The sequence below is a fragment of the Methyloparacoccus murrellii genome (assembly GCF_054657115.1).
Genome location: NZ_BAAHXD010000010.1, coordinates 24,008 through 48,784 on the forward strand (window position 1 = coordinate 24,008; position 24,777 = coordinate 48,784).

The following is a 24,777-nucleotide window of genomic DNA, read 5'->3' on the forward strand; positions in this document are numbered from 1 at the left end:
CTCTGGCCAGCCGGCCAGATTTTGGGCGGCTGGCTTTGATCGCGTGCGAGAATGACCCGGTAAGGGTGTCGCACCCGGCGGCCGCGCGGCCGCCCCGAGGCTTTCGGAAACCGCTTACCCAATAGATCAATAGCTTGTGGCTTGTATGGTTGATTCTGGTTGCCGGGTCTGGCCATGTTGACGCATCTCGATATTCGCGATCTTGCCGTCGTCGAGTCGCTCGGCCTCGCCTTTGCGCCAGGGCTGACCGTGCTGACCGGCGAGACCGGCGCGGGCAAGTCGATCCTGCTGACCGCCCTGGGGCTGGCGCTCGGTGATCGTGCCGACTCGGCGTTTGTCCGGCCCGGGGCCGCCAGGGCCGAGATCAACCTCGGTTTCGACCTGGCCGACAGCCCCGGGTCGTTGCGCTGGCTGGAGGACCAGGAACTGGCGGCTGGCACGGAATGCCTGGTTCGGCGCACCATCGCCGTGGATGGCCGCTCCCGCGCGTTCATCAATGGCAGTCCCGTCAACCTGCAGACCTTGCAGTCATTCGGGCAGAACCTCATCGAAATTCATGGCCAGCACGCTCACGTGCAGCTGGCCAAGCCCCAGGAACAGCGGCGCCTGCTCGACGCTTTCAGCGGTACCGGCCAGCTTGCCGCCGATGTCGAGAATCTCTACCGGCGCTGGCGGCAGCTCAGGGATGAGCTCAGGCGGCTGACCAGCGACGCCGCAGAGCGACAGGCGCGGCTGGGGCTGTTGCAGTTCCAGGTGGACGAGCTGGAGCAGCTGGACATCGCCGCCCTGCGCTATGCCGAACTGGTCGAGGAGCAGACCCGGCAGGCCGGCGTGGAGCGGATTCTGGACGTGGGTCAGGCCGAGCTGGAGGCGCTCTACGAGGACGAGACCCTGTCCGTCTATGCGCGTCTTGCCCATGCCCTGCATTCCCTGGCCGATCTCGCCCGGCTGGCGCCGGAGCTTAGCGAGATTCGTGGTCTCCTGCAGGAAGCCCAGTTGAGCGTTAAGGAGGCCTCCCTGCAACTGCGGCGCAACCTCGACCGGCTGGATGCCGACCCGGCCCGGCTGGCGACCCTGGAACAGCGCCTTGCCGATGTGCACCGGCTGGCGCGCAAGCATCATCTGCGCCCCGATGAGTTGCCGGCCCATTTGCTTCAGCTGCGGGCGGAGCTCGACCGGCTGACCGGCGGTTCCGCCGGTACGGAGCGGCTGGCCGAGGAACTGGCCGGCATCGAGCGGGCCTATCGCGACGCCAGTTGCGCGCTGTCGCGGCAACGGACGGCTGGTGCCGAACGCCTGCAAGGGCGCATTTCGGCGATCATTCGCGAACTGGGCATGCCCCAGGGCGAATTCCGTGTCCAGCTGCGTTCGGATGATCGGGCCGAACCCAGCGCCGGCGGCGCCGACAGCGTCGAGTTCCTGGTCAGCGCCAATCCCGGCATGCCGCTGCGCCCGCTGGCCCGGGTCGCTTCCGGCGGCGAGCTGTCCCGTATCGGCCTGGCGATCCAGGTGGCCGCGACCGATGGCAAGCGCGTGCCGACCCTGGTGTTCGACGAGGTCGACAGCGGTATCGGCGGCGGGGTGGCCGAAGTGGTCGGGCAGAAGCTGCGCCTGCTGGGCTTGGACCGGCAGGTGTTCTGCGTAACCCATCTGGCACAGGTGGCGTCCCAGGGGCATCGGCATCTGCTGGTGGAGAAACACAGTGATGCCGGTGGCACCCACTCGTCCGTCCGGCTGATCGAGGGCGAGGCGCGTCGCGACGAGATTGCCCGTATGCTGGGCGGCGTGCGGATTACCCCGCAAACTCTGGCGCATGCCCGTGAGATGTTGGAGCTGGCCGCTGCGGACCGGCCGGAGCCGGCGGCGTAGCCGACCGGCGGGCCTTGGTGGCGGTTGCCACGGCAGGTCCGGCGTTGCCATTGAATCGCGCCGGTTCGTCTCCATTTCATGTCTTGATGACGGACAGTCGCTGTGTGACCTCGGCGCTATCCTGTTAGTATTGGTTCATTTTGGGGCTATCGCTGCCTCTCGTGACGAAGGGGATTTCGTATCCCCGGCGAGGAAATCCGATCGTGAATGACATGTTCAAGAATGTGGTGCTGTGGGTTGTCGTGGCCGTCGTCCTGATGTCCATGTTCAACAATTTCGGCGGGCGAAGATCCGCCGATGCCGGCATGTCCTATTCCCAGTTCATCGCCTCGGTCAAGGATGGCCAGATCAAGCAAGTGACGCTGGAGGACACGGTCATTCACGGCGTGACCACGACCGGTGAACGGTTCACCACCTTCGCGCCCACCAACGATCCGCATCTGGTCGACGACCTGCTGGAAAACCACGTCGACATCAAGGTCGATCCGCCGGAATCGGAATCCTTCCTGATGCAGATTTTCATCTCCTGGTTCCCGATGCTGCTGCTGATCGGCGTCTGGGTCTTCTTCATGCGCCAGATGCAGGGCGGCGGTGGCGGCCGCGGTGCGATGTCCTTCGGCAAGAGTAAGGCGCGGCTGATCGAGGAGGACCAGATCAAGGTCACCTTCACCGATGTCGCCGGCTGCGACGAGGCCAAGGAAGACGTGCAGGAGATGGTCGACTTCCTCAAGGATCCCAGCAAGTTCCAGAAGCTCGGCGGCAAGATTCCCCGGGGCGCGTTGATGGTCGGGCCGCCCGGTACCGGCAAGACCCTGCTGGCCAAGGCCATTGCCGGCGAGGCGCGGGTGCCGTTCTTCTCCATCTCGGGCTCCGATTTCGTGGAAATGTTCGTCGGCGTGGGTGCATCGCGCGTGCGCGACATGTTCGAGCAGGCAAAGAAGAACGCGCCCTGCATCATCTTCATCGACGAGATCGACGCTGTCGGCCGCCATCGTGGCGCGGGGCTGGGCGGCGGTCACGACGAGCGCGAGCAGACCCTCAACCAGCTGCTGGTCGAGATGGACGGTTTCGAGGGCACCGAGGGCATCATCGTCATCGCGGCGACCAACCGGCCCGACGTGCTCGATCCGGCCCTGCTGCGTCCCGGACGCTTCGATCGCCAGGTCGTGGTGGGACTGCCGGATGTGCGCGGGCGCGAGCAGATCCTCAAGGTTCACATGAAGCGCGTGCCGATGGCGCCCGATGTGCAGGTATCCTACCTGGCACGGGGGACCCCGGGCTTCTCCGGCGCCGACCTGGCCAATCTGGTGAACGAGGCGGCCCTGTTCGCCGCCCGCAAGAACAAGCGTCAGGTGGAAATGGAGGACTTCGAAAAGGCCAAGGACAAGATCCTGATGGGTGCCGAGCGCAGGTCCATGGTCATGAGCGAGGAAGAGAAGCGCCTGACCGCCTACCACGAGGCCGGCCATGCCATCGTCGGTCGCCTGGTGCCGGATCACGATCCGGTCTACAAGGTCAGCATCATGCCGCGTGGCCGGGCGCTCGGGATCACCATGTTTCTGCCCGAGCGCGACCAGTACAGTGCCAGCCTGGAGAAGCTGGAAAGCCAGATTTCCAGCCTGTTCGGCGGCCGGGTGGCCGAGGAACTGATCTTCGGCCGCCGCAAGGTGACGACCGGGGCCCAGAACGACATCGAGCGGGCCACCAATCTGGCCCGCAACATGGTGACGCGCTGGGGCTTGTCGGAGCGGCTGGGGCCGCTGGCCTACAGCGAGGAGGAGGGCGAGGTGTTCCTGGGGCGTTCTGTCACCAAGCACAAGATGGTTTCGGAAGAGACGGCCCATCTGATCGACGAGGAAATCCGCTCCTTCATCGACCGTAACTACGAGCGTTCGGAACGCATCCTGAAGGAGCATCTGGACAAGCTGCATCTCATGGCCGAAGCCCTGATGAAGTACGAGACCATCGATCACCTGCAGATCGATGACATCATGGCGGGACGCGAGCCGAGGCCACCGCAGAACTGGGACGAGACGCCGCCGGCGGGGGGCGCGACCCCGTCGGCGCCGGTGACAGAAGGCGGCCCGCCGGCGGCGGGCGAGGTCGGCAAGGCCGCCGAGCAGCACTGATCCCGGCAGGCCAGGTATCCTTCGGCCCCTGCCCAGCAGGGGCTTCATTTTTGCGCGGTCCGAAAACCGCACCGGTCCGTTGTTAACCGTTTCGCGGGAATCGTAAGCAGTATGAGTCGGGCATATTTTGGTACGGATGGCATACGTGGCAAGGTCGGGACCTACCCGATCACTGCCGACTTTGTTCTCAAGCTGGGCTGGGCGGCCGGGCGCGTGCTGGCGCGCGACCGGGCGGATGCGACGGTGGTCATCGGCAAGGACACGCGCATTTCCGGCTACATGTTCGAATCGGCCCTGGAAGCCGGGCTTTCGGCCGCAGGCGTGAATATCCAGCTGACCGGACCCATGCCGACACCGGCGGTTTCCTACCTGACGCGCACCTTCCGGGCCGAGGCAGGCATCGTCATCAGCGCTTCGCACAATCCCTATTTCGACAATGGCATCAAGTTCTTCGGACCCGACGGGTTGAAGCTCTCGGACGCTATCGAGAGGCTGATCGAGGCCGAAATCGACCAGCCCATGACCACGGTGGATTCCGCCAAGATTGGCAGGGCCATTCGCCTGAAGGATGCCGCCGGGCGTTACATCGAATTCTGCAAGAGCACCATTCCCGCCGGTACCGAGTTCCATGGGGTCAAGCTGGTGGTGGACTGCGCCCATGGTTCGACCTATCACATCGCACCGCATGTCTTCGCCGAACTGGGCGCCACGGTGATCACCATGGGCGACACTCCCAATGGTTTTAACATCAACGAGCATGTCGGGGCGACCAAGCCTGCCGCCTTGGCCCGGCGGGTACTGGAGGAGGCGGCCGATTTCGGTCTGGCCCTGGATGGCGATGGCGATCGCCTGATCATGGTGGATCATGAGGGGCATATCGTCGATGGTGACGAGCTGCTCTACATCATCGCCACCTGCCGCCACGCGGAGGGCGCCCTGCGGGGGCCGGTGGTGGGAACATTGATGACCAATCTCGGGCTGGAGCACGCCCTGGCGCGCTTCGGTGTGGAACTCAAGCGTGCGTCCGTTGGCGACCGCTACGTCATGGAGATGATGCTGAGTCATGACAGTACGCTGGGGGGCGAGAGTTCCGGGCACATCATCTGTCGCGACCGCATTCCGACGGGCGATGGGATCGTTGCCGCCCTGCAGGTCATGGAGGCCATGCGGGCTACCGGCAAGTCCCTCAGCGAGCTTCGCGGCGGCATGGATAAATATCCCCAGCGTCTGGTCAATGTCCAGGTGGCCGCCAGGGTCGATCTGCGCCAGCACGATGGCGTGCAGCGCCTCACGCGCGAGGTCGAGGCCGAGCTGGCCGGCGAGGGGCGGGTTCTGCTCCGGGCCTCGGGGACCGAGCCCGTTGTGCGGGTGATGGTTGAAGGTGCCGATGGCGACAAGGTGCATCGTCTGGCGGAGAAGCTCGCGGCTGCCGTTGCGGAGGCACTGGCCTGAGCGTTGCTTCCCTTGACTGCGCAAAAGAGCTGCTACGCCGGGCTGGATGACAGGCATTCGCAAGTTCTGATTAAATGCCGGCGAGATAAGACGTGTTCTGATTACAGAAGCCAACCAATAAAGACGGAGAAAAGGAATGTCTAAAGGTCAAAATTTGCAGGATCCCTTCCTGAATGCGCTGAGAAAGGAACATGTTCCCGTGTCGATCTACCTGGTCAACGGCATCAAGTTGCAGGGCAAGATCGACTCCTTCGATCAATACGTGATCATCCTGAAGAATGCCGTCAGCCAGATGGTCTACAAGCATGCCATTTCCACCATCGTGCCCGCCCGCCAGGTCAGGCTCTCGCAGGGCGGCGAGGAAGTGGAGGAAGAGGTCTGATACGACCGCTTACCGATTCAGAGCGGTGATGACCGGGATATCCTCCGGCATATATGTTTGATCGTCCGGCGTCCGGGGAGAGGGCTGTGCTCGTCCAGAGCGGTGCGAGGGTCGACGAGCGATCGCTGGCGGAACTGAAGGAGCTGGCCCGTTCTGCCGGGGCTGTTCCCGTGGCGACCGTCATCGGCAAGCGCGATCAGCCCGACCCCCGGTCCTATATCGGCAAGGGCAAGCTCGAGGAGCTGACGCAATGCATTGCCGAGCAGGAAGCCGAGCTGGTGCTGTTCAACAATCCCTTGTCGCCCAGCCAGGAGCGGAACCTCGAAAAGGCTCTCCAGGTGCGGGTCCTGGACCGGACCGGTCTCATCCTCGACATCTTCGCGCAGCGGGCGCAGAGCTACGAGGGCAAGCTGCAGGTGGAGCTGGCCCAGCTGCGCCACCTGTCGACTCGACTGGTCCGGGGCTGGACTCACCTGGAACGGCAGAAGGGTGGCATCGGTCTGCGCGGCCCGGGCGAAACCCAGCTGGAAACGGACAAGCGCCTGATCGGCAAGCGTATCAGCCAGATCCAGAAGCGGCTGGAAAAGGTCGACAAGCAGCGCGAGCAGGGCCGTCGTTCGCGCAAGCGTTCCGCGGTGCCGGTGGTAGGGCTGGTCGGCTACACGAATGCCGGCAAATCCACCCTGATCAACGCCCTGACCGGGGCGAGCGTCTATGCGGCAGACCAGCTCTTCGCCACGCTGGATCCCGCCCTGAAACGGCTCCCGCTCGGACCGGACGCGGTGGTGATCCTGGCGGATACGGTGGGATTCGTACGCGATCTGCCGCATGAGCTGGTGGCGGCCTTCAAGTCGACCTTGCAGGAGACCGTGCAGGCCGATCTTCTGCTGCATGTGATCGATGCCGGTGACGAGCAGCTGGCCGAGACGCTCGCGGAGGTCGAGCGGGTGATCGAGGAGATCGGTGCCGGCGATGTACCCAGGATTCGCCTGTACAACAAGATCGACCGGTTGGAAAACCCGGCGCCTATGGTGCGGGTCGGCGAGGATGGTCAGGTGGCGGAGATATGGCTGTCGGCGCTCACGGGCGAAGGCCTGGAACTGCTGCTCGAGACCTTGCGCCAGCGTTTTTCGGGCCACCGTCAGATCCGTGAGCTGCGCCTGATGGCTCATGAGGGCGCGGTGCGGGCACGCCTCTACCGCAGTGCCAGGGTGCTGCGCGACGAGGTCGATCCCGAGGGCGGCTGGCGGATGTCCGTCGAGGCACAGTCCGACCATCTGACATTCCTCGACAACAGGCCGGAGGCCGGGGCAACCGATGCCGATGCTTCCGGTCCGGAAGCATCGCATGCGGCCGAAGCAGCCGCGAGCCACGATTGAAAACAGCCCCGGGTTGCAGGTCTCCCGGGACGCACCGCAAGCATCATCCAAGGCCACCTGTCGATGTGGTCCCAAGCCTATGGGGAGAAAGCATGTCCTGGAACGAACCGGGTAGTAACAAAAAGGATCCCTGGAGCGGCCGCGAGCAGCCGCCTGGACCACCAGATCTCGATGAGGTATTGAAGGGCCTGCAGGACAAGCTCAGATCTCTGTTCGGCGGGCGCGCCCCCGGTGGGAGCGGTGGCGGCCAGGCCGCTGGCCAGTTGGCCGCGCTGGTGGCCGCCATCGTGCTGGGCCTGTGGATGCTGACCGGCATTTACCTGGTCGACGAAGGCAGCCGGGGCGTGGTGACCCGCTTTGGCGCCTATGTCGACACGACGCAGCCGGGGCTGCACTGGCATATCCCGGGACCGATCGAGAAGGTCGAGATCGTCAACATGGAGCAGCAGCGCTTCGTCGAAGTGGGCTATCGCTCCGGCGGTCGCCAGCAATCGCTGGCCTCGGTACCCAAGGAAGCCATGATGCTGACCCAGGACGAAAACATCATCGATATCCGCCTGGCGGTCCAGTATCAGATCAAGGACCCTCAGCAGTACCTGTTCAACGTCGCCGATCCCGACCCGACGCTCAAGCAAGTGATCGAAAGCGCGCAGCGGGCGGTGATCGGCAAGAACACCATGGATTTCGTGCTCACCGAAGGGCGCAGCAACATCGCCGATGAAATCAAGCGCGAAATTCAGGAAACCCTCGATGAGTACCGGACGGGCATCCGCGTCAGCAATGTCAATCTGGTGGATGCCCAGCCGCCCGACGAGGTGCAGAATGCCTTCGAGGATGCCATCAAGGCGCGCGAGGACGAGCAGCGCCTGAAGAACGAGGCGGAAGCCTATGCCAACGAGGTGGTTCCCAAGGCCCGCGGTACCGCTGCGCGCCTGATGGAGGAATCCGAGGCCTACAAGCAGAAGGCCATCGCGCGGGCCAGAGGCGAATCCTCCCGTTTCCTGCAATTGCTGGCGGAGTATGAAAAGGCGCCGGACGTCACGCGCGAGCGCATGTACCTGGATGCCATGCAGGAGGTTCTCGGACAGACGGGTGCCATGGTGGTCGATGTCCAGAATGCCAGCAACCTGCTCTATCTTCCCGTCGACAAGCTGCAACGGTCGCATCCAGTCGTCGCGCCGGAGACCGCCGTGGACAGCGGCGTGACGGCCGTACCGGACCTGACGGGCAATCAGCCCAGCAAATCTGCGCGAGCTTCCTCTGCCCGGGGACGCGAAAGCCGGGGTAACAACAGCCATGAATAAGAACACCTTGATCTGGGGCGGCGGCATCGTCCTGCTCGTCCTGCTGACGACGATGACCTTCACCGTTTCCGAAACCGAGAAGGCCGTGTTGCTTGAATTCAAGAAAATCGTTGGTACCGACTACGCGCCAGGCCTGCATTTCAAGCTGCCCTACCGGCAGGTCAAGCGGTTCGACAAACGCATCCTGACGCTGGAGTCGAAGCCCGAGCGCTTCCTGACCTCGGAGAAGAAGAACGTCATCGTCGACTGGTTCGTGAAATGGCGTATCGATGATGTCACCAAGTTCTATACCTCGGTTGCCGGCGACAAGGCGCAGGCTAACATCCGTCTCGATCAGATCACCAAGGATGCGATGCGCAACGAGTTCAGCAAGCGCACCATCCGCGAACTGGTGTCTTCAGACCGCGGCCGGATCCAGGACGCCTTGACCAGGATGGTCAATCCCGCCGTGACGGGGCTGGGTGTCCAGGTGGTCGATATCCGGGTGATGCGCATCGATCTGCCCGAGGAGGTCAGCTCCTCCGTCTATCGCCGGATGGAGGCCGAGCGCGCCCGGGTTGCCCGCGAGTTCCGCTCGCGCGGCGCGGAGGCTGCCGAAAAGATCCGGGCCGAGGCCGATCGCCAGCGCGACGTGCTGGTCGCCGAAGCTAACCGCGACGCGGAAATCCGCCGTGGCGAGGGGGATGCCGCCGCCGCCGACATCTACGCGCAGGCGTATGGCAAGAATCAGGAGTTCTTCGAATTCAACCGCAGCCTGATGGCTTACCGCCAGGCGTTCAAGGATGATCGCAGCTTGATGGTGATCTCGCCCGATTCCGAGTTCTTCAAGTATTTCCGCAAGACTCGCTGAGCGGATGCCCGAATCCGAGGCATTCTGCCTGGACATCGCTTAGGGGTCCGTTAGACTTTCGCTGGATGCGCGCCATGCGCATCCAGTACCATTCCACTCTTGGCTTCCAATCCGATCTTTCCTGAATCATGCTCCCGCAGGACCGCTGGCTGTTGCCCGAAGGGGTTGAAGAGATTTTTCCCGATGAGGCAGAAGCGCTGGAACAGCTTGCCCGGCGACTGCTTGACCGCTTCTCCGTCTGGGGTTACCGACGGGTGATGCCGCCGGTGGTTGACTTCCTCGACTCGCTGCTGATCGGTACCGCGCACGAACTGGACTTGCAGACCCTGAAGCTGGCCGATCCCGCCAGCGGCCGCCTGATTGGCCTGCGGGCCGACATGACACCCCAGGTGGCACGCATCGATGCCAGGACTGCGGCACCCGGTGTCCCCACGCGGCTCTGTTACCTGGGTGCCGTATTTCGCGCCCAGAGCGAACACCTTGATTCCTGCCGCAATCCGCTGCAGATCGGCGCCGAACTGTATGGCGTCGAGGGCACGGCGGCCGCCATCGAGGTCATCCGGCTGCTGCTGGAAAGTCTGACCGTTGCCGGCATCGAAGGCATCCATCTGGATTTGGGTCATGTCGGCGTCTATCGCGCGATTGCCCGGCAGGCGGGACTGTCATCCCGGCAGGAAGCCCGGGTCTTCGATACCTTGCAGCGCAAGGATGCCACCGACCTGGATCAGTTTCTGCTTGAACTGGGCATCGCCAGGACGGAAGCCGCGATGCTGCGTGCCTTGCTCGATCTCAACGGCTCCCCGGACCTTCTGGCGTGGGCGCGAGAGCTGCTCAGGCCGGGGGGCGACGAGATCCGCATCGCCCTGGATGAGCTTGAGGTTATCGCACAGGGACTCGCCAGACGCTTCCCGGGTATACCCCTGAACCTGGATCTGGCCGAGTTGCGTGGTTATCACTACCACACCGGCGTTGTCTTCGCTGCCTTCGTGCCAGGGCTGGGCCGGGAGATCGCCCGCGGTGGCCGCTACGATGACATCGGCCGGGTTTTCGGCTGCGCCCGTCCCGCCGTCGGTTTCAGCGCCGACTTGCGGACCCTGGTCCGTCTGGCGGTTCCACAGGTGCTGCCCGGCGGTAGCGCCAACCCGGTTTACGCGCCGCTGGAGGACGACCCTGCGCTTGATGAACTCATCGGCTCCCTGCGCGACCGGGGCGTGACGGTCATCCAGTCACTCGGGGATGAACCAGCGATTTCGGCCCGGTCGGATGGCCATCGGACTATTCGCCGGCAGGACGGACAATGGCGGCTGGTTGAACCGGCGCCCACGACCAATTGAGAACAAGAAAGACAGCATCATGGGAAAAAATGTCGTCGTAATCGGCACGCAGTGGGGCGATGAAGGCAAGGGCAAGCTGGTCGATTTGCTGACCGAGCGCGCCGCAGGCGTCGTGCGCTTTCAGGGAGGCCACAACGCGGGCCATACCTTGGTCATCGACGGCCAGAAGACGGTCCTGCACCTTATCCCTTCGGGGATTCTGCGCGCGGGCGTGAACTGCTACATCGCCAACGGCGTCGTGCTGTCACCCGAGGCGCTGATGGAGGAAATCGGCGTGCTTGAGCGGGCCGGGATTCCGGTGCGGGAACGGCTCGTGATCAGCGAAGCCTGTGCCTTGATCCTGCCCATCCATGTCGCCCTGGACCAGGCGCGGGAGAAGGCTCGGGGAGCCAAGGCGATCGGCACTACGGGTCGCGGCATCGGGCCGGCCTACGAGGACAAAGTCTCCCGGCGCGGCATACGCGCGGGTGATCTCTTCCATCCGGAATTGCTCGAGGGGCGGCTGAGGGAGCTGCTCGATTTCCATAACTTCGTGCTCAGCCGCTATTTCGGTGAGCAACCGCTGGACGTTGCCGAGTCGCTGGCGCAGCTACAACGTATCGGTGAGGAAATCAAGCCCATGCTCGGGGATGTCGCCGGCGATTTGCACGGCTTGCGGGCGGCTGGCGAGAACGTACTCTATGAAGGTGCCCAAGGTGCCATGCTCGATATTGACCACGGCACCTACCCCTATGTGACGTCCTCGAATACGACCGCCGGTGGCGCCGCTTCGGGCACGGGTATGGGACTGCTGGAGTTCGATTACGTGCTGGGCATCACCAAGGCCTATTCCACCCGGGTAGGTAACGGTCCCTTTCCCACCGAACTGTTCGACGCGCAGGGCCAGCATCTTTCCTCGAGAGGAGCGGAATTCGGTGCCACCACTGGGCGGGCGCGGCGCTGTGGCTGGTTCGATGCGGTGCTGATGCGGCGCTCGGCGCGTCTTAACAGCCTGTCAGGACTTTGTCTCACCAAGCTCGATGTACTGGATGGTCTCGATGAACTCGCCATCTGTACACATTATCGGTATCGCGGGGAGCATATCGATAGCGTTCCGATTGGTGCCGAAGCGTATGCCCAATGCGAGCCGGTGCTGGAGCGCCTGCCGGGCTGGTCCGTGTCCACGGCAGGGATCACCGATCTGAACCGTATGCCGATCGAGGCACGCAACTACATCCAGCGCATCGAGGAGCTGGTTGGGGTCAAGGTCGACATCCTTTCAACCGGCCCTGATCGTAACGAAACCATCGTTCTGAGGCATCCCTTCGACTGAGGCGATACGGCTCGCACCGTCCGGATCTGCGGTGCCTTCCCGGGAGGGCACCGCCTCCATCTCCACACTTGACGTATCCGTCCCTGCACAATAGGGAAGGACACGGCTCACGCCCACCCGGTATGGTTTTTCCTGGCGGCGCGCAAACCTGTGAATCGATTGTGGGCTGATCATCGGGCATAAAAAAACCCGCGTATAAAACGGCGGGTTTTTATGCTTCTGACGAGAAGCTATCGGAGCATAGCTTGGTGCCGAGGAGAGGACTTGAACCTCCACGAGTCGCCTCACATGTACCTGAAACATGCGTGTCTACCAATTTCACCACCTCGGCATGAGGTTTTGCCGTTAATTCAATCGGCTGTGAAGCTGCGTATTTTGGGGAATACGCAGAGCTTTGTCAAGGGCGTTTTTTGATTCCGGATAATTTTTCTGCCACATGGTCTGTGAATGGGTCACCGGTTCCGTGATGACTTGGGTGACGTGTGGGCCAAATTCGAGGAATGCGCCGGGATGTGCTGGGACCGTTCCCGGCGAGCCCAGCACACAGGGGCGGATATGGCGCTGGCTCAAGGATTCGCCCGGGGATGGTGGGGCTGCGGCATGCAATGCCTGCGCATCAGACCGCGGCAGGGTGGGAATCGATCAGGTTACCGCGCGATGCCGCCAGGAAGCGCGGTCCCGCATCGGAGAGATGTTGGATCAGTTTGTCGCGATCGATACCCAGGATGCGCGCCATCGTCGCCAGAGTCCAGGCAGGGGCTCCGTCCGTCATGCTGAATTGGTCGGCAGGTGGCAGGCATCCCGCGCTGATCAGGTTGAAGACTTCCTGAATCTCGGGCGGCGTCGTCTGCAATTCGAAATCGGCGATGCGCGGGGGGCGTTCCTCGCGCCGGCAGCCGCAACTGGTGGAGGAGCCATTGCGGAGGGTGATGGCCGAAACGTGCTTTTCCAGTCCGCAGACGCATCGGCAGAGGTAGCGTGTATCGCCACCCAGTCGCTGGGCTTCGCTAAGAATGGTCCAATGGCCGTACCGGTGACCGATTGCAATCTTGTGGGGTTTCTTTTTCTCCATGGGCTTCCTCGGAACGATGATGGTGATGTCTGCCCCGCGGCGCATGTCTGCAAGGAGGCGTTCCAATCATGATGCAATTTCAGCGCCATATGAAAATAGCCGGCTTCCTGTTATCGCTCCCGGAGCGGAGAGCGCATATTCAGTGGATATGGCGATGCAATCCCGCAGTGCCTGTGGATAACATCGTGGATGATTCGTGTCCATCGCATCTGGGGGCTGGCTGGGCCTGCATGCGTCTGACGTCCATTTTTGTTTCAAGTCACTGTTCTATAAGATTTTTATTCTTGCGTGAGCGGGGCGGCTGGGTAGGGGTGCCCGCCGCGCGGGGTCTTGTTCACAAGCTGCGGGATATGCCACATCGTGTGTGCCAAAAACGGCATTCCGGTGCTCTCCCGGGCTCCCGGATTGGCGATGGCGAAGTCATCGGAAGCGGTTCCAGCTGCCATCATGGTCCTTATCAAATGCTTAGCCGCCTGCTGGCCAAGGATGGCATGGTATCTGCCTGTTCGTTGCATGAGTACGGGGCGGGTGGTTCGTGACACCGCCTGATTCCTGGAAATTCAGCGATACGCCGTCTTTCAACCCAGAACCCTCGATGAGGTGAACCGATGTCAGTTCAGTCCAATGTTTGGCCCCTTCATTCCGATGGCTATGAAGAGTTGATGCTGTTCTACCGTAGCCTGGCAGTACCCTATACGCAGCACGACATACAGGCTTTCAATGCCATTTATCGCTGCATCTACCGGGAGCTTTCGCGCGAGGAAAAGCGCCAGGCCGAACATCTGGTGGACCAGATGATCGAGGGGTTGGAGAGCCCTGAGCTGGCGCCGTTGATCTACGGCGTGGTCTGACGTTTTGCCTCGGGCCGGGTTGCGCTGCTTGGGGGGGCGCAACCCGGCCGGGACATGATTATTTGCGCTGCAGGCGGAGTGAGTTGATCACTACCGAGACGGAACTCAAGGCCATGGCCAGCGAGGCAATCATCGGATTGAGCTTGCCGAAGGCAGCGATGGGAATTGCCAGGGTGTTGTAACCGAAGGCCCAAGCAAGGTTCTGCTTGATGATCCTGAGTGTCTCGCCGCTGATTTCGAGGGCATCGGCAACCTTGGTGATATCACCGTTGACCAGGGTCAGGTCTGCCGTTTCGATGGCGACATCGGTGCCGGTACCGATGGCAAAACCGACGTTGGCCGCCGCGAGGGCCGGTGCGTCGTTGATGCCATCGCCGATCATGCCGACATGTCTGCCGTCTGCCTGGAGACTGCGGACGATCTCCAGCTTGTGCTCGGGGCGGGCCTGCGCCACGATCCGGTCGATGCCGACTCGCTTGGCCACGTACCGCGCGGCCGCCTCGATATCGCCCGTTACCATGATGGTCTCCACCCCCAGCACATGGAGCCGGCGGATGGCCTCGCTGGCTTGCTCCCGCGGGCGGTCGGCGATGCCGAAGAGGGCGGCCGGTTTGTCGTCGATCACGCAGAAAACAGGTGTCTTGCCATCGGCCGCCAGGCTGTTTTGACGTTCCCCGAACGGGGTCAGCGGCATGGCCAGTTCCTGCATCCAGGCCAGGTTGCCGACGATCAGGGTGTGCCCGTCGACCTGTGCCCTCAGGCCACGACCGGGGACGGCCTCGAAGGTATCGGCGTCCGGCCATTGGCAGTGGCGGGATTGGGCGTACTCCACCAGTGCCTTGCCGAGAAAATGCTCGGAACGCATTTCGGCCGAGGCCACCAGGCCCAGTACGGTCTCCTCGCCGAGAGACGAGACATTGATGAAATCCGTCACGTAGGGCTTGCCCTCGGTGATGGTACCGGTCTTATCGAAGATGATGGTGTCGACGTGGGTCGCGGTTTCCAGGCTCTCGCCGTTGCGGATGTAGATGCCCCGCTGTGCCGCCTGACCGGTACCGACCATGATGGCTGCCGGTGTCGCTAGTCCCAGGGCGCAGGGGCAGGCGATCAGCAGGACGGTGATGCCGGTGGCGAAGGCGGTGGTGAATCCGGCACCAGCCAGCAGCCAGGCGGTGAACGTCACCCCGCTGATCAGCATGACACTGGGTACGAAGACGGCGGAAATACGGTCGACGGTCTTCTGGATTGGCAGCTTGGAAGACTGGGCCTGATCGACCATGTGGATGATGCCGGCCAGCACGGTGTCGGCGCCGACCGCTGTTACCCGGACGTAAAGGGCGCCATTGCCGTTGATGCAGCCGCCCACCACCTCGTTGCCCGGGCCTTTGACAACCGGCAGGCTTTCTCCGGTCAGCATGGCCTCGTCGACCGTGGAAAGCCCCTCGGTCACCACGCCGTCGGTGGGGATCTTGTCGCCCGGACGAATCAGGATCAGATCGTCGATGATCAGGTCGTCGACCGGAACCTGAACCACCTGGCCATTCCGGACCCGGTTGGCGGTCTGCGGCTGTAGATCCAGCAAGCGGCGAATGGCGGCATGTGCCCGTCCCTTGGCTTTTTCCTCCAGGTAACGGCCCAGCAGCACGAAGCAGATGATCCCGGAGGCGGCATCGAAATACAGATAGGGACGACGGAAGAACAGGGCCGCCGTGCTGTAGACATAGGCCGCGCCGACCCCGAGGACGATCAGGCTGTCCATGTTGGCCGCGCGCTGTCGGGCCAGTTTGACGGCCTTGTCGATGAAAGGCTTGCCTGACCAGAAGACGATGGGTGTGCTCAGCACAAACTGCGTCCAGCGCCAGAAGCGCCCTGGCCATTCTGCCATGGCGATGACCGTGACCGGAAGGCTCAGGATGGCGGCGATGACAGCCCGTCGCCGGGCCTCCTTCAGGCGCAGTTCCTCGCGCTCCATCAGCACCTTGCGCTGGGCTACGGTATCCAGTGGCAGCGCCTTGTAACCCACCCGGTTGACCGCTTCGTAGACCGCTTCCTGGGGGATGTCGCCGAACACCACCCCGGTTTCAGACGCGAGGTTGATGGTGGCCCGGCGGACGCGTGGGTCGCGGCGCAGGATCAGCTCAATCAGCAGGCCGCAGGAGGCGCAACTGATGCCTTCGACCGCGAAGTGAATTTCCCGCTCCTTGCCGGAGCGGGGGAGTGCATCCAGCGTCTCTATCGCAGGTGGGCGGACCCTGCCCAGGTTGGGGATGACGGCATCGAGGAGGGTGCAGAGGTTGCTCTCGGGCAAACCGGTCGGGTTGTAATCGATCACCAGCCCGCCCAGCCCCCCAATCGATCGGACGGCCCGGATCGCCGGGCGCTTGCGTAGCAGGATCTCCAGGGCATAGAGCCGCTCCGGATCCTTGCGCAGATCCGGGACGGCGATGCGCAATCGTCGCCGCAGCCGATGTTCGATGCGGAAATGACGAGGGTTCGAAGGGGCTGCCATGCGCGTCACTCCTGCAAGTCGATGCCGGCAAGGGTTATCAAGCGTTTTGCACCATGCGGGCCTGAACCGACAGATGCACCAGATAAAGGGTGGCGGCCCACTCGTAGCGATGTTTCCAGGGGTTGGGCAACCATTCGGTGAGGATGTGATGCCAGTGCAGCTTGATCAGGTATAGCATCAGGAGATCGTTCAGGAATTCCTTGACCCAGCGTGGTCGCTGCGTCAGGGTGCTGTTGAGCGAGCCGAATGCCCGACTGGCGAGGATGCGCATGGCGATCAGCGTTTCCCGCAGTTCCCGGACCTTTTCGCGCAGCCAGTGACTGAATCCGCTCCCGGCGTTGCTCGGGAGCGCCAACGCCCGTGAGCTCGCACGCGCCACCATGGCCTGCGACGCACCCCTGGGGATCGCGGGGACTGGCTGCGCCAGGATGACATCGCGCAGGCGTTGCAGCACCTGAGATATATCGCAGACCGCCGGCAGGAAGCGGATCGAGAGCTTGCCGGAACGAGGCTGCAAGTCCACCCGGTAGATGCCTTCGCGTGCCGCGAGGCCTTTCACGATGGTTGCCGCCACCGCGGCATCGCAAAGGCTCTTCGGCAGGTCGAAGCGCACATGGCCCTCCGCTCGATAACGCAGGGTGATTTCACGCAGGATGGACATCGGACTCAATCCGGAACAGTGGCAGCGACAACGTCAGGCTGGACTGGTGTCGGAGGCGGCCTCATCCGCGCACTCCTTGCATTCGGCAACCAGGTCTTCCAGGTTTTCCTTCTGGTTCAAGGCAAAGTCCTTGCCCTTCTCGGTGAGGCGGGTGGCCGACTCGATGATTTCCTTGCGATATTTGTGCGCATAGAAGCCTGCGGCGACGCCCAGGCCGAAAACCAGCAACGGATGTCTTGCCAAGATACTCATGAAACCTTTCCTCGCTTGTGAATTTGCAGCGGCTGCCATGCCGACAGCCGCTGCGCCGGCATGTCTGCCCATCGTTGTCATGGCATGACCGCTGGACGCCATGGGAGCCATCATGGATCCCATGTTGCCCGCAGCATGCCCCATGGCGGCATGGCCATGCGCAGCAGCCTTGGCCGCAGCCCCGTGAACGTGTGCCATTGTCCCTCCTGACAGGGTAGTGATAGGGGTCCTGCGCGTGACTAGCCGGGCCTATGCTTCCGGTATCCTCGTCCGGTCGAAGGCCGCCGGCAGACAGGTCAGCGCACTACCTGATTATAAATGAGGCGTGGATGGGGGCATCAAAGGCAAAATCTAGGAGGGCTCCTCCTTGAGGATTTCATCTTCGTGCAGCATCTGCCAGATCCCCTGACAGCCCTCGCAACAGAATTGCTTGACGCCGGAAACGGTCTTCAACTCGTAGCCGGGAACCTCGATCGGAAGTTGGCACAGGTCGCAGTTGCGAGGTTCGGTATTCACCGCGGGATCCTCCGTCTCAGAGCAAGGGGCATGGGATCGGTGCAGAACTCATCTCTAGCTTATATCACCCCGGCGTCTGGTTCCAAGGCCGGGGGTGGTGAGCGGTCTTGGCTTGAAACGAGGCAACGATTTTGTTCTCATAAAAACGTTAATGACAGCTGAACCCTGCGGGCGCGGTTTCGCCGGAACCGTTGGCGCCACTTATCACACGGCTGGACGCCCGCATGAGCGCGATGCGCAGGGCACCGGTCAGCGCTGCGCCCATACCCAGCTGGGTGGCAACAGCCGGCAAGAGGATCAGGGAGGCGAAAGCCAGCCCGGTGCCCAGCAGCATGGGGCCGGGCTGGGGACTGGTCGGGGCGGCGATCAGGGCCTTGGTGGAACTCATGAGCGAACTCTCCGGGGTTGGGGGTTTGACAGCGCATATTGGCCGCGCAAGTTGAAACAACCTCCGTGCCAGTTCGTGAAAGCCGCGTCCCGCGCGGCCTCCGCCATCAGACATCGTTCGCGTCCATCCAGGACATGTGGGAAATGCCGGAGTCGGCTGTGGCATATCACGCAGCGGCGCCTTGATTTCTGGCCGATCTCTCCGTAAAAGCCAGCCCTGCTCGATTTGCCAGGTCAGGCATGTATCCTGCTGTAATTGCAAAGGACCCCCTGCGGCGCAGCCCAGGGTCCACCACTCTAGCCACCGAATCTTCCCCTCATTCTCATTCGATAAATGAGTGCCAACACTGCCCATCACCCGGGGCTGAGTCTCTGGGGCCGGCTTTTGCGTTTCTTCGTCATTCTGTTGCTGATTGCCGGTCTTTACTTCATCCTCAACTTCAGCCAGTTCCTCGGTAGTCAGTTCGAGACCCCCAAGGATGGCCAACCGCTGAGTCTGGCGCTGCTGTTCATTGCCGGAACCCTGACGGGATTCCACTGTGCCGGCATGTGCGGTGCCCTGGTGGTGGGATACACGGTCAGACAGGCTGCGGAAGGGCGGGCGAAGTATCTGACGCACCTCTATTACGGGGTGGGCAAGACCCTGTCCTATACCGTCATCGGCGCACTTTTCGGTGCGCTGGGCGCCATCGTGACCTTCACCCCCTTCATGCGCGGCGTGGCCGGGCTGACGGCGGGCGTTTTTCTGGTGCTGTTCGGTTTGGGTACCCTGCGTGTCTTTGCCCCGCTGGCCCGATTCCAGATCCGCACGCCCGGCTTCATCATGCGCTGGGTGGGCGCAGCCCTGCGACGCAATACCAATCCTTTCGTGATCGGTCTGCTGAATGGTCTCATGATCATCTGCGGCCCGCTGCAGGCCATGTATGTCATGGCGGCCGGTACAGGTAACCCGGTCGAGGGCGCCAAGATGCTGTTCGTCTTCGGCTTGGGCACCTTACCCCTGATGATGGGGTTCGGCTTTCTTGCCAGCGCCCTGTCCCGTCAGTTCGCACCCAGGCTGGTTCGGGCCTCCGGCGTCATCGTCGTGATGCTGGGCATCATCATGCTGCAGCGCGGTTACGCGATGCTGGACAGTGGCACCGACCTGCATGCCGGTCACGGTGTCGCCCCGCCGGCAGGCAGTCAGGCGGTGCATACCCTCATCGAGCAGCCCGGTCCGCTGGCGGAACAGCCGGTGGTCAAGGTTGGCGTGCCCGTTCAGTGGATGCTGATGGGGGCGGCGCTACCTGCCTGCGGTGGACGGATCGACATGCCCGCCCTGGCCGAAACCTTTGCCATGACGGGCGAGATGCCGGTGATCGAATTCACGCCCACTGACGTGGGACTGCTGCCCTGGCGGTGCGCGACGGGCAGTATCGACGGCGCTTTCCGGGTGGTCCAGGGCGGCCCGATGCCGAGCCCGGTGCCCATGGCGGAAACCATCCACCGGCTGATCGAGAAAAGCGAGAGCGCGCTGGAGGCCCTGCGCCACCAGCTTCACCCCTAGCGCAACGGCATGCCGGATGCCCGTGTGTCCCGCTGACGATGGCTGCCGGCCCCGGGCAGTTCGGCGAGCTCGAGCCGGACGCCTTCGGCGCTCCAGGTCAGGGTGCCGATATTGCGCCAGGGTGCCGCCATGTTGCGGTGGCGGAGGTCGTATTCCCACCTGGTCGGGACCGTTATCTGCTTCGCCTTGATGACGAACTCCGCTTGCGAGAAGTCGATGCCCATCGCCGTTCCGTAGAACGCGGTGATCTTCCTGGCGAATTTCTCCAGCCGGTCGCGGCTCATGTGCGAGGTGATGGCGACGTTGGCCCACATCGACTGCACGCGACCCCAGTTGGGCGAGAGCAGGCGACCTTCCTGATTGATGAATGGCAGCCAGGTTTCCCGGCCCGAGGCATCGCGGTAGGTCAGGGCGACGATGGTGTTGTAGCCGTCGAAATGATCGTGCAGGTACAGGGCGTGCGGCGAGATACCGAGGAAGGCATGCGACAGGTTGATGACCGCATCGCTGGCCTGATCCAGCAGGGCCAGTGCAGGATCGCCGGGACGTGTCCCGGCCCAGCGATAGAGGATGCCGTAGTGGATCGTGCTGTTGAGTTGCAGCATGCCGACCAGCACCAGCGCCTTGGTGATGCGCCGCGCCGTCTGCCGGTCGGTGCCGGCGTAGCGGGCATAGAAGCCGGCGAAGGGGCGCTCGTCGACCACCGCAGGTGCGGACGGCGCCGGGCAATGCTCGCCGCAGGGCAGGCGCTCCCGCTGGTCGGCGATGCGCCGGTAGCTTGCCCGGGCCAGTTGGTAAATGCCGGGCAGACGCATGATCCAGGCCAACGGTGCGGTATAACCGAGCTGACCCAGGATTTGCAGGTAGGTATCGATACCGGCGGTCAGCCGTCCGTGTCGGTCCAGGGCATAGAGGTCGTTCAGCAGCGTTGTCTCGGGGATCCCGGCCAGTGCGGGAAAGGCGTGGGCATGGCTCTGAAGGCCGCGGAAGTCCACGGCGCGGCGCAGGTCGAAGTGCTCGACGAAGATCGCGGTACGGTTGCACAGGGGGCAATCCTGATCGTAGAACACCGTCAGGCGCGGTGCCGGCGTCCGTATCCAATGACCCAGGGTGCGCCACCAGCGAAACGGTACCAGCAGCAGATAGTGCACCAGCATCGCGAAACCGAACGGGTAGACGTTCAGCGACAGGATGATGCCGATGTGAAAGCTGGCCCCCATCAGCAGCAGGGGGATGCGGAAGCGCCGGAACCAGAACAGGAACACGAATATCAGCTGAAAGCCGATCACGCTGTAACCGATGGCCATTTCCAGCCATTTCCGGTTGAGCAGCCAGCTCATGTCCAGTGGTGACATGTAATAGGGCATGGTGGGCGGCAGCCAGGCGCCCATGCCGTTGCGCCAGAATTCCGCTGCCAGCTTGTGTAGCCCGGAGTCGAAGTACACCAGTCCCAGCGTCACGGCCAGCGGCAGGACATAGGCCAGAAGCGGGACCGTACGGGGCGGCGTGTAGCGGTGCCCCGGCACCGAATAGCGCCAGGCCCAGCGCAGATTGTCCAGTGACCAGGCCCGTTCGGCGGGCAGGAAGATCAGCAGGAAGCTGCTGCCGGTCATCAACTGGTCAAAGCCGCCATCGAAATCCTGCCACATCGGTGTGAAGACGACGAAGGTCACCCAGAACAGGTAGTTGACGACCGCCATGCGGCGCGTGTGATACCCCACCACCAGGCAGGCCGCGACCGCCATCCACGCTAGCAGCAGCACGTGCAGCACCGGCGATGCCCTGTCCAGGTAAGGCACAGGGTCGAAGATCAGGTGCCGGAAATGGAACAGGAACAGGATCTCCTGCAGCGCTACCAGGGCGAAGGCCACCCGGAACAGGCCAAAACCGGTTGCGGGGACGCGAACGGAAAGACCGGCCAGAATGCGGTTGAACAGGGCGGAATACATCGTGTTTCGGCTAACGGGCGTGGAGCGGGCGGTTGGATGGAAAAAAGCCTGCAAGCGACCGGGGGATCGCGGAAGGCATTGCCAGGCCGCGGGACGCATCCGCGGAAAGCCGGGCCTGCCGGCACCGCTATCAGCTTCATCGAGCCGGGCAAGGGATGGAGGGATCCCGTAGTGACGTCCCCCATGCGCCGATGGCAGATCCGAGATGGCGGCGAACCGGTCTTGCTCCCGGGTCAGGTTTTCAGTGCCGCGCCCCAGCGACGCTCGAAGAACGATTCGCCCAGTGGCCGGCGCGAGCGCGGGGCCAGTTCCCTCTCCTGCAGCTCGGCGGGGATCTGGTCCCTCGGGACCTGATAACCCAGCGTCAACATGGCGATGCAGTCGAAGGTATCCGGGATGGCGAATTGCTCGCGGATGCGGCCGGCATCGAATCCTCCCATCTGGTGCACCATGAGGCCCAGGGCGGTTGCCTGGACGGACAGGCTCATCATCGCCGCACCCGTGTCGTATTGCGCCCAGCGATTGGGCCGGCCATCGGTGAACTGGGTTTCGGCGCAGGCCAGCAGCAGTAGCGGCGCCTGCCCGGCCCAGGCGCGATTGCCTTCTGACAGGCAGGCGAAAGCCTGCTGCCAGCTTCCGTCGTCCTCGGTGCGATTCCAGATCAGCAGCCGCCACGGCTGGTAGCCGAAACAGGAGGGCGCCCAGCGAGCCGCTTCGAGGACTGCCAACAGTTGGCTGCGTTCGACCGGTCGGGCCGGATCGTAGGCGCGGCCACTCCAGCGCTGGGCCAGGGGTTCGAGGATAGGTGTCTGCGTGTCGGCGGGTTTCTGGAACATGCGGCTTCCGGGCTAGGGGGAGGAGGAGGGGTTTGGCGCTAGGTGCGCAGTGGGCGGCCGGTCAGCCCCTCGAGTATGGCGAGAGGTCCCGACGCCGGTTCGACCAGGTTCAGGGGGTCCAGGTAGAACGTCTGTTCCAGCAGGTACTGGCCAGCCATGACGGCGTGCAGAACCTGGTCGGAGAAGACCACCCAGGTGCTGCCGGCGGCCAGCTCGACGGTTGTCTGCGGGGAATTGCGCTGGTAATCGAGGTCGGCCTTGCCCAGGTCATGCAACTGTCCCATGTAGTGGTCGTAGGCGGTGCGGCGCGACTTGGTCAAGCCCAGTTTTTCCAGCCCCCAGGCACACAGTGGGCAGGGTTTCCTGGCCTGCGCCAGAAACCGGGCGGCATGGGCGGCGAAAGGCTCCCCCACACGCCAGACCCGCGGTCTGCCGAACGGATTGAGGTTGGTGAATACCCGCAGGAGGCGCAGACCGCCGGTCGGGTTGGAGGGGAAGGCATCGATATGCAGCCGGGTGTCGTCCTTTCGCCAGCTGGTGACGCGGGCCTCCACCTGTGCGGTTCGGTAGGACGTGAAGCCGCGTCGCAGGTGCGGTCGGTAGCGTGGGAACAGGCCGTGCACCAGGGATTCGGACTGCTCGGCGAACCGCGCCAGCATGGCCCGCAGCTCAGCCAGATCCTTGGCGTTTCCGAGTGCGCCGCGCAAGGGCTGATCGGTACCGCGGTAGCTGATGTTCTTGGCCTTGATGTCCGCCCAATGCTCTGCCAGAAAGCGCTGTTCGCCATTCTCCAGGGCGAAACTCAGGGATGGGAAATACAAGACTCTGCCGCTTTCCACCTGTCCCTCCAGCCCACCCTGCGGAATGCCCTCGAAGGGCGCCGTCCAGCGGCTCATGGCGAAAGTTTGCAAAACCTCCAGACTCATCGTGTCCTCCACATTGTTGGACCCCGTGCGAAACCTGGGGTCGCGTGGAGGGCATTCTAGCGAAAACCCGACAAACGCAATGGTTGGGCGACCCGGATCGAAGACGCCGGGTCACGCGGGATCAGGGCTCCAACCGGGCTTTCAGGACTGCTCGGCCAGTGTGCTGTAAAGATTGATGGCGTTGATGCGGGTGGCTTCACAGTCGAAGTCACCGCCGCGTTCGATGCACTCTTTCAGTGACTGTTTGGCCCGATCGGAGAAAACCGGGTGGGAGCTATAAATGTCACGGCGATAGCAATCGAGCAGCTCGCGGGTGATGAGTCGGTCCTTTTTGGTGTTCATGGTTGATTCCCTGCCTCTCCTGTCTTGTTCTTGCCTGTCCAGGTAACCGAGCGAACGGCCCTTGGAAGAGCAGGGTTTCGGGAAAGTTCCGGTCGTGGCTGGGATGATCAGCATGCTGGATTCCCCTGCGAGGACCGGGTGTCGGTCGCCCGCCTTCCGCAGGTGGGCACCATACGCACGGGGCGTGCCAATCGGCGCAGGGCAGGTGCCTTCCTGTCCGGGTTTTGTCAGAATTCAGGGTCTTTCCCTCTCCTTGCCAAGGAACAGCCATGAACAAGCCTCTCTGCCTCGCGATGGTGGTGCTGACACTGACACTCGCGGCCTGCGCCAGTCAGCAGCCTGCCCGCATCGATGTGCCGTTCGATTCAGCCAAGGCGAGCGCCATGCTGGCGCCGGGCACCAATCAGGTCAGCGGCCGCATCATGGTTGGCCTGGCCAGCGGCACGCTGGTGACTTGCGCCAACAACGTGGTCAGTCTGGTGCCGGCCACGGCCTATGCGCGGGAGTGGGCCAGGCAGTTCTATCAGCTCGATACGGGTCGTTATGGAACGATCAATGCCGCCTATCGCATGGATAGTCGCGAACCGGAGATCAAGTTCGTTGGCGCCGAGCCGTTCTATGCGACCACCCGCACCACGCGTTGCGACGAGGATGGCGATTTCAGCTTTGCCAATGTCGGCAATGGCGAGTTCTTCGTCGTGGCCAGGACTCGCTGGCTGGGCAAGGACCATGACTACTACGACTTCATGTATGGCATCAACGATGCCCAGGAGGAGGACGGGTCAGTCATGGAGCTGATCCGCCTCCATGGCAACGATGCCATCAATCTGCAATGGGCGCCGCCGGGGCCGGAATTGCTGGGCGGGGAAGGCTTGGCCCAGGGGCGTTGACGGCAGGAATTGCCGCTCTTGCCGGATAG

At 63.1% G+C, this 24,777-nt stretch carries 22 protein-coding genes and 1 tRNA gene; 12 read left to right on the forward strand and 11 right to left on the reverse strand.

The window, feature by feature from the left end:
- Positions 1-174: 174 nt before the first annotated feature.
- From recN to ACYQ1H_RS04430, 9 genes are all read left to right on the forward strand, one after another.
- Positions 175-1,869: a DNA repair protein RecN gene (gene recN, locus ACYQ1H_RS04390; protein ID WP_460026849.1), complete on the forward strand. Its 1,695-nt coding sequence runs from the start codon at positions 175-177 to the stop codon at positions 1,867-1,869.
- A gap of 212 nt (positions 1,870-2,081) precedes the next feature.
- On the forward strand, positions 2,082-3,998 hold the full coding sequence (gene ftsH / locus ACYQ1H_RS04395; RefSeq protein WP_460026901.1) for an ATP-dependent zinc metalloprotease FtsH: 1,917 nt from the start codon (positions 2,082-2,084) through the stop codon (positions 3,996-3,998).
- Positions 3,999-4,109: 111 nt separating this feature from the next.
- Complete coding sequence (glmM, locus tag ACYQ1H_RS04400) at positions 4,110-5,450, forward strand: phosphoglucosamine mutase (protein ID WP_460026850.1); 1,341 nt, start codon at positions 4,110-4,112, stop codon at positions 5,448-5,450.
- A 136-nt stretch (positions 5,451-5,586) separates the two neighbouring features.
- On the forward strand, positions 5,587-5,832 hold the full coding sequence (gene hfq, locus ACYQ1H_RS04405; RefSeq protein WP_460026851.1) for an RNA chaperone Hfq: 246 nt from the start codon (positions 5,587-5,589) through the stop codon (positions 5,830-5,832).
- Between the two features lie 53 nt (positions 5,833-5,885).
- Entirely contained in the window at positions 5,886-7,211 is a 1,326-nt protein-coding gene (gene hflX, locus ACYQ1H_RS04410) for a ribosome rescue GTPase HflX (RefSeq protein ID WP_460026852.1), read from the forward strand.
- A 92-nt stretch (positions 7,212-7,303) separates the two neighbouring features.
- Positions 7,304-8,515, forward strand: a complete 1,212-nt coding sequence (hflK, locus tag ACYQ1H_RS04415) for an FtsH protease activity modulator HflK (RefSeq protein ID WP_460026853.1) — start codon at positions 7,304-7,306, stop codon at positions 8,513-8,515.
- The gene (gene hflC, locus ACYQ1H_RS04420; protein WP_460026854.1) at positions 8,508-9,365 is read left to right on the forward strand and encodes a protease modulator HflC; all 858 of its coding nucleotides are present in this window, start codon (positions 8,508-8,510) and stop codon (positions 9,363-9,365) included. Before hflK ends, hflC begins: the two co-directional genes overlap by 8 nt.
- Positions 9,366-9,493: 128 nt before the next feature.
- Entirely contained in the window at positions 9,494-10,699 is a 1,206-nt protein-coding gene (locus ACYQ1H_RS04425) for an ATP phosphoribosyltransferase regulatory subunit (protein ID WP_460026855.1), read from the forward strand.
- Positions 10,700-10,718: 19 nt separating this feature from the next.
- Positions 10,719-12,011, forward strand: a complete 1,293-nt coding sequence (locus tag ACYQ1H_RS04430; RefSeq protein ID WP_460026856.1) for an adenylosuccinate synthase — start codon at positions 10,719-10,721, stop codon at positions 12,009-12,011.
- A gap of 246 nt (positions 12,012-12,257) precedes the next feature.
- Here ACYQ1H_RS04430 and ACYQ1H_RS04435 read toward each other — a convergent pair.
- Positions 12,258-12,342: transfer RNA gene (locus ACYQ1H_RS04435), tRNA-Leu, on the reverse strand.
- 285 nt (positions 12,343-12,627) lie between these two features.
- Entirely contained in the window at positions 12,628-13,083 is a 456-nt protein-coding gene (locus ACYQ1H_RS04440; RefSeq protein ID WP_460026857.1) for a hypothetical protein, read from the reverse strand.
- A 662-nt stretch (positions 13,084-13,745) separates the two neighbouring features.
- Between ACYQ1H_RS04440 and ACYQ1H_RS04445 the strand changes: the two genes are divergently transcribed.
- On the forward strand, positions 13,746-13,934 hold the full coding sequence (locus tag ACYQ1H_RS04445; protein WP_460026858.1) for a hypothetical protein: 189 nt from the start codon (positions 13,746-13,748) through the stop codon (positions 13,932-13,934).
- 58 nt (positions 13,935-13,992) lie between these two features.
- Here ACYQ1H_RS04445 and ACYQ1H_RS04450 read toward each other — a convergent pair whose 3' ends face one another.
- The 5 genes from ACYQ1H_RS04450 to ACYQ1H_RS04470 all read right to left on the reverse strand — a co-directional run bounded on the left by ACYQ1H_RS04450 (position 13,993) and on the right by ACYQ1H_RS04470 (position 18,260).
- Complete coding sequence (locus tag ACYQ1H_RS04450; protein WP_460026859.1) at positions 13,993-16,443, reverse strand: heavy metal translocating P-type ATPase; 2,451 nt, start codon at positions 16,441-16,443, stop codon at positions 13,993-13,995.
- A 37-nt stretch (positions 16,444-16,480) separates the two neighbouring features.
- Positions 16,481-17,104, reverse strand: a complete 624-nt coding sequence (locus ACYQ1H_RS04455) for a cation transporter (RefSeq protein ID WP_460026860.1) — start codon at positions 17,102-17,104, stop codon at positions 16,481-16,483.
- A gap of 33 nt (positions 17,105-17,137) precedes the next feature.
- Entirely contained in the window at positions 17,138-17,554 is a 417-nt protein-coding gene (locus ACYQ1H_RS04460; protein WP_460026861.1) for a hypothetical protein, read from the reverse strand.
- Between the two features lie 153 nt (positions 17,555-17,707).
- On the reverse strand, positions 17,708-17,872 hold the full coding sequence (locus tag ACYQ1H_RS04465; RefSeq protein ID WP_460026862.1) for a heavy metal translocating P-type ATPase metal-binding domain-containing protein: 165 nt from the start codon (positions 17,870-17,872) through the stop codon (positions 17,708-17,710).
- A 148-nt stretch (positions 17,873-18,020) separates the two neighbouring features.
- On the reverse strand, positions 18,021-18,260 hold the full coding sequence (locus ACYQ1H_RS04470) for a hypothetical protein (RefSeq protein WP_460026863.1): 240 nt from the start codon (positions 18,258-18,260) through the stop codon (positions 18,021-18,023).
- A 333-nt stretch (positions 18,261-18,593) separates the two neighbouring features.
- Here ACYQ1H_RS04470 and ACYQ1H_RS04475 point away from each other — a divergent pair, with 333 nt between their 5' ends.
- Positions 18,594-19,805 carry a sulfite exporter TauE/SafE family protein gene (locus ACYQ1H_RS04475; protein ID WP_460026864.1) on the forward strand — a complete coding sequence of 404 codons (1,212 nt, stop codon included), beginning with the start codon at positions 18,594-18,596 and terminating at the stop codon, positions 19,803-19,805.
- Here the strand turns inward: ACYQ1H_RS04475 and ACYQ1H_RS04480 are convergent.
- The 4 genes from ACYQ1H_RS04480 to ACYQ1H_RS04495 all read right to left on the reverse strand — a co-directional run bounded on the left by ACYQ1H_RS04480 (position 19,802) and on the right by ACYQ1H_RS04495 (position 23,858).
- Positions 19,802-21,754 (reverse strand): DCC1-like thiol-disulfide oxidoreductase family protein, encoded by a 1,953-nt coding sequence (locus ACYQ1H_RS04480; RefSeq protein WP_460026865.1) that lies wholly within the window; start codon positions 21,752-21,754, stop codon positions 19,802-19,804. The two genes, ACYQ1H_RS04475 and ACYQ1H_RS04480, sit on opposite strands and share 4 nt — an antisense overlap.
- A 233-nt stretch (positions 21,755-21,987) precedes the next feature.
- A complete protein-coding gene (locus ACYQ1H_RS04485) occupies positions 21,988-22,590 on the reverse strand; it encodes a nitroreductase family protein (protein ID WP_460026866.1) in 603 nt (200 codons plus the stop codon).
- A 38-nt stretch (positions 22,591-22,628) separates the two neighbouring features.
- Positions 22,629-23,516: a Kdo hydroxylase KdoO gene (gene kdoO, locus ACYQ1H_RS04490; protein WP_460026867.1), complete on the reverse strand. Its 888-nt coding sequence runs from the start codon at positions 23,514-23,516 to the stop codon at positions 22,629-22,631.
- A 141-nt stretch (positions 23,517-23,657) separates the two neighbouring features.
- Positions 23,658-23,858: a hypothetical protein gene (locus ACYQ1H_RS04495; RefSeq protein ID WP_460026868.1), complete on the reverse strand. Its 201-nt coding sequence runs from the start codon at positions 23,856-23,858 to the stop codon at positions 23,658-23,660.
- 269 nt (positions 23,859-24,127) lie between these two features.
- Between ACYQ1H_RS04495 and ACYQ1H_RS04500 the strand changes: the two genes are divergently transcribed.
- Complete coding sequence (locus ACYQ1H_RS04500) at positions 24,128-24,748, forward strand: YajG family lipoprotein (protein ID WP_460026869.1); 621 nt, start codon at positions 24,128-24,130, stop codon at positions 24,746-24,748.
- Positions 24,749-24,777 lie beyond the last annotated feature (29 nt).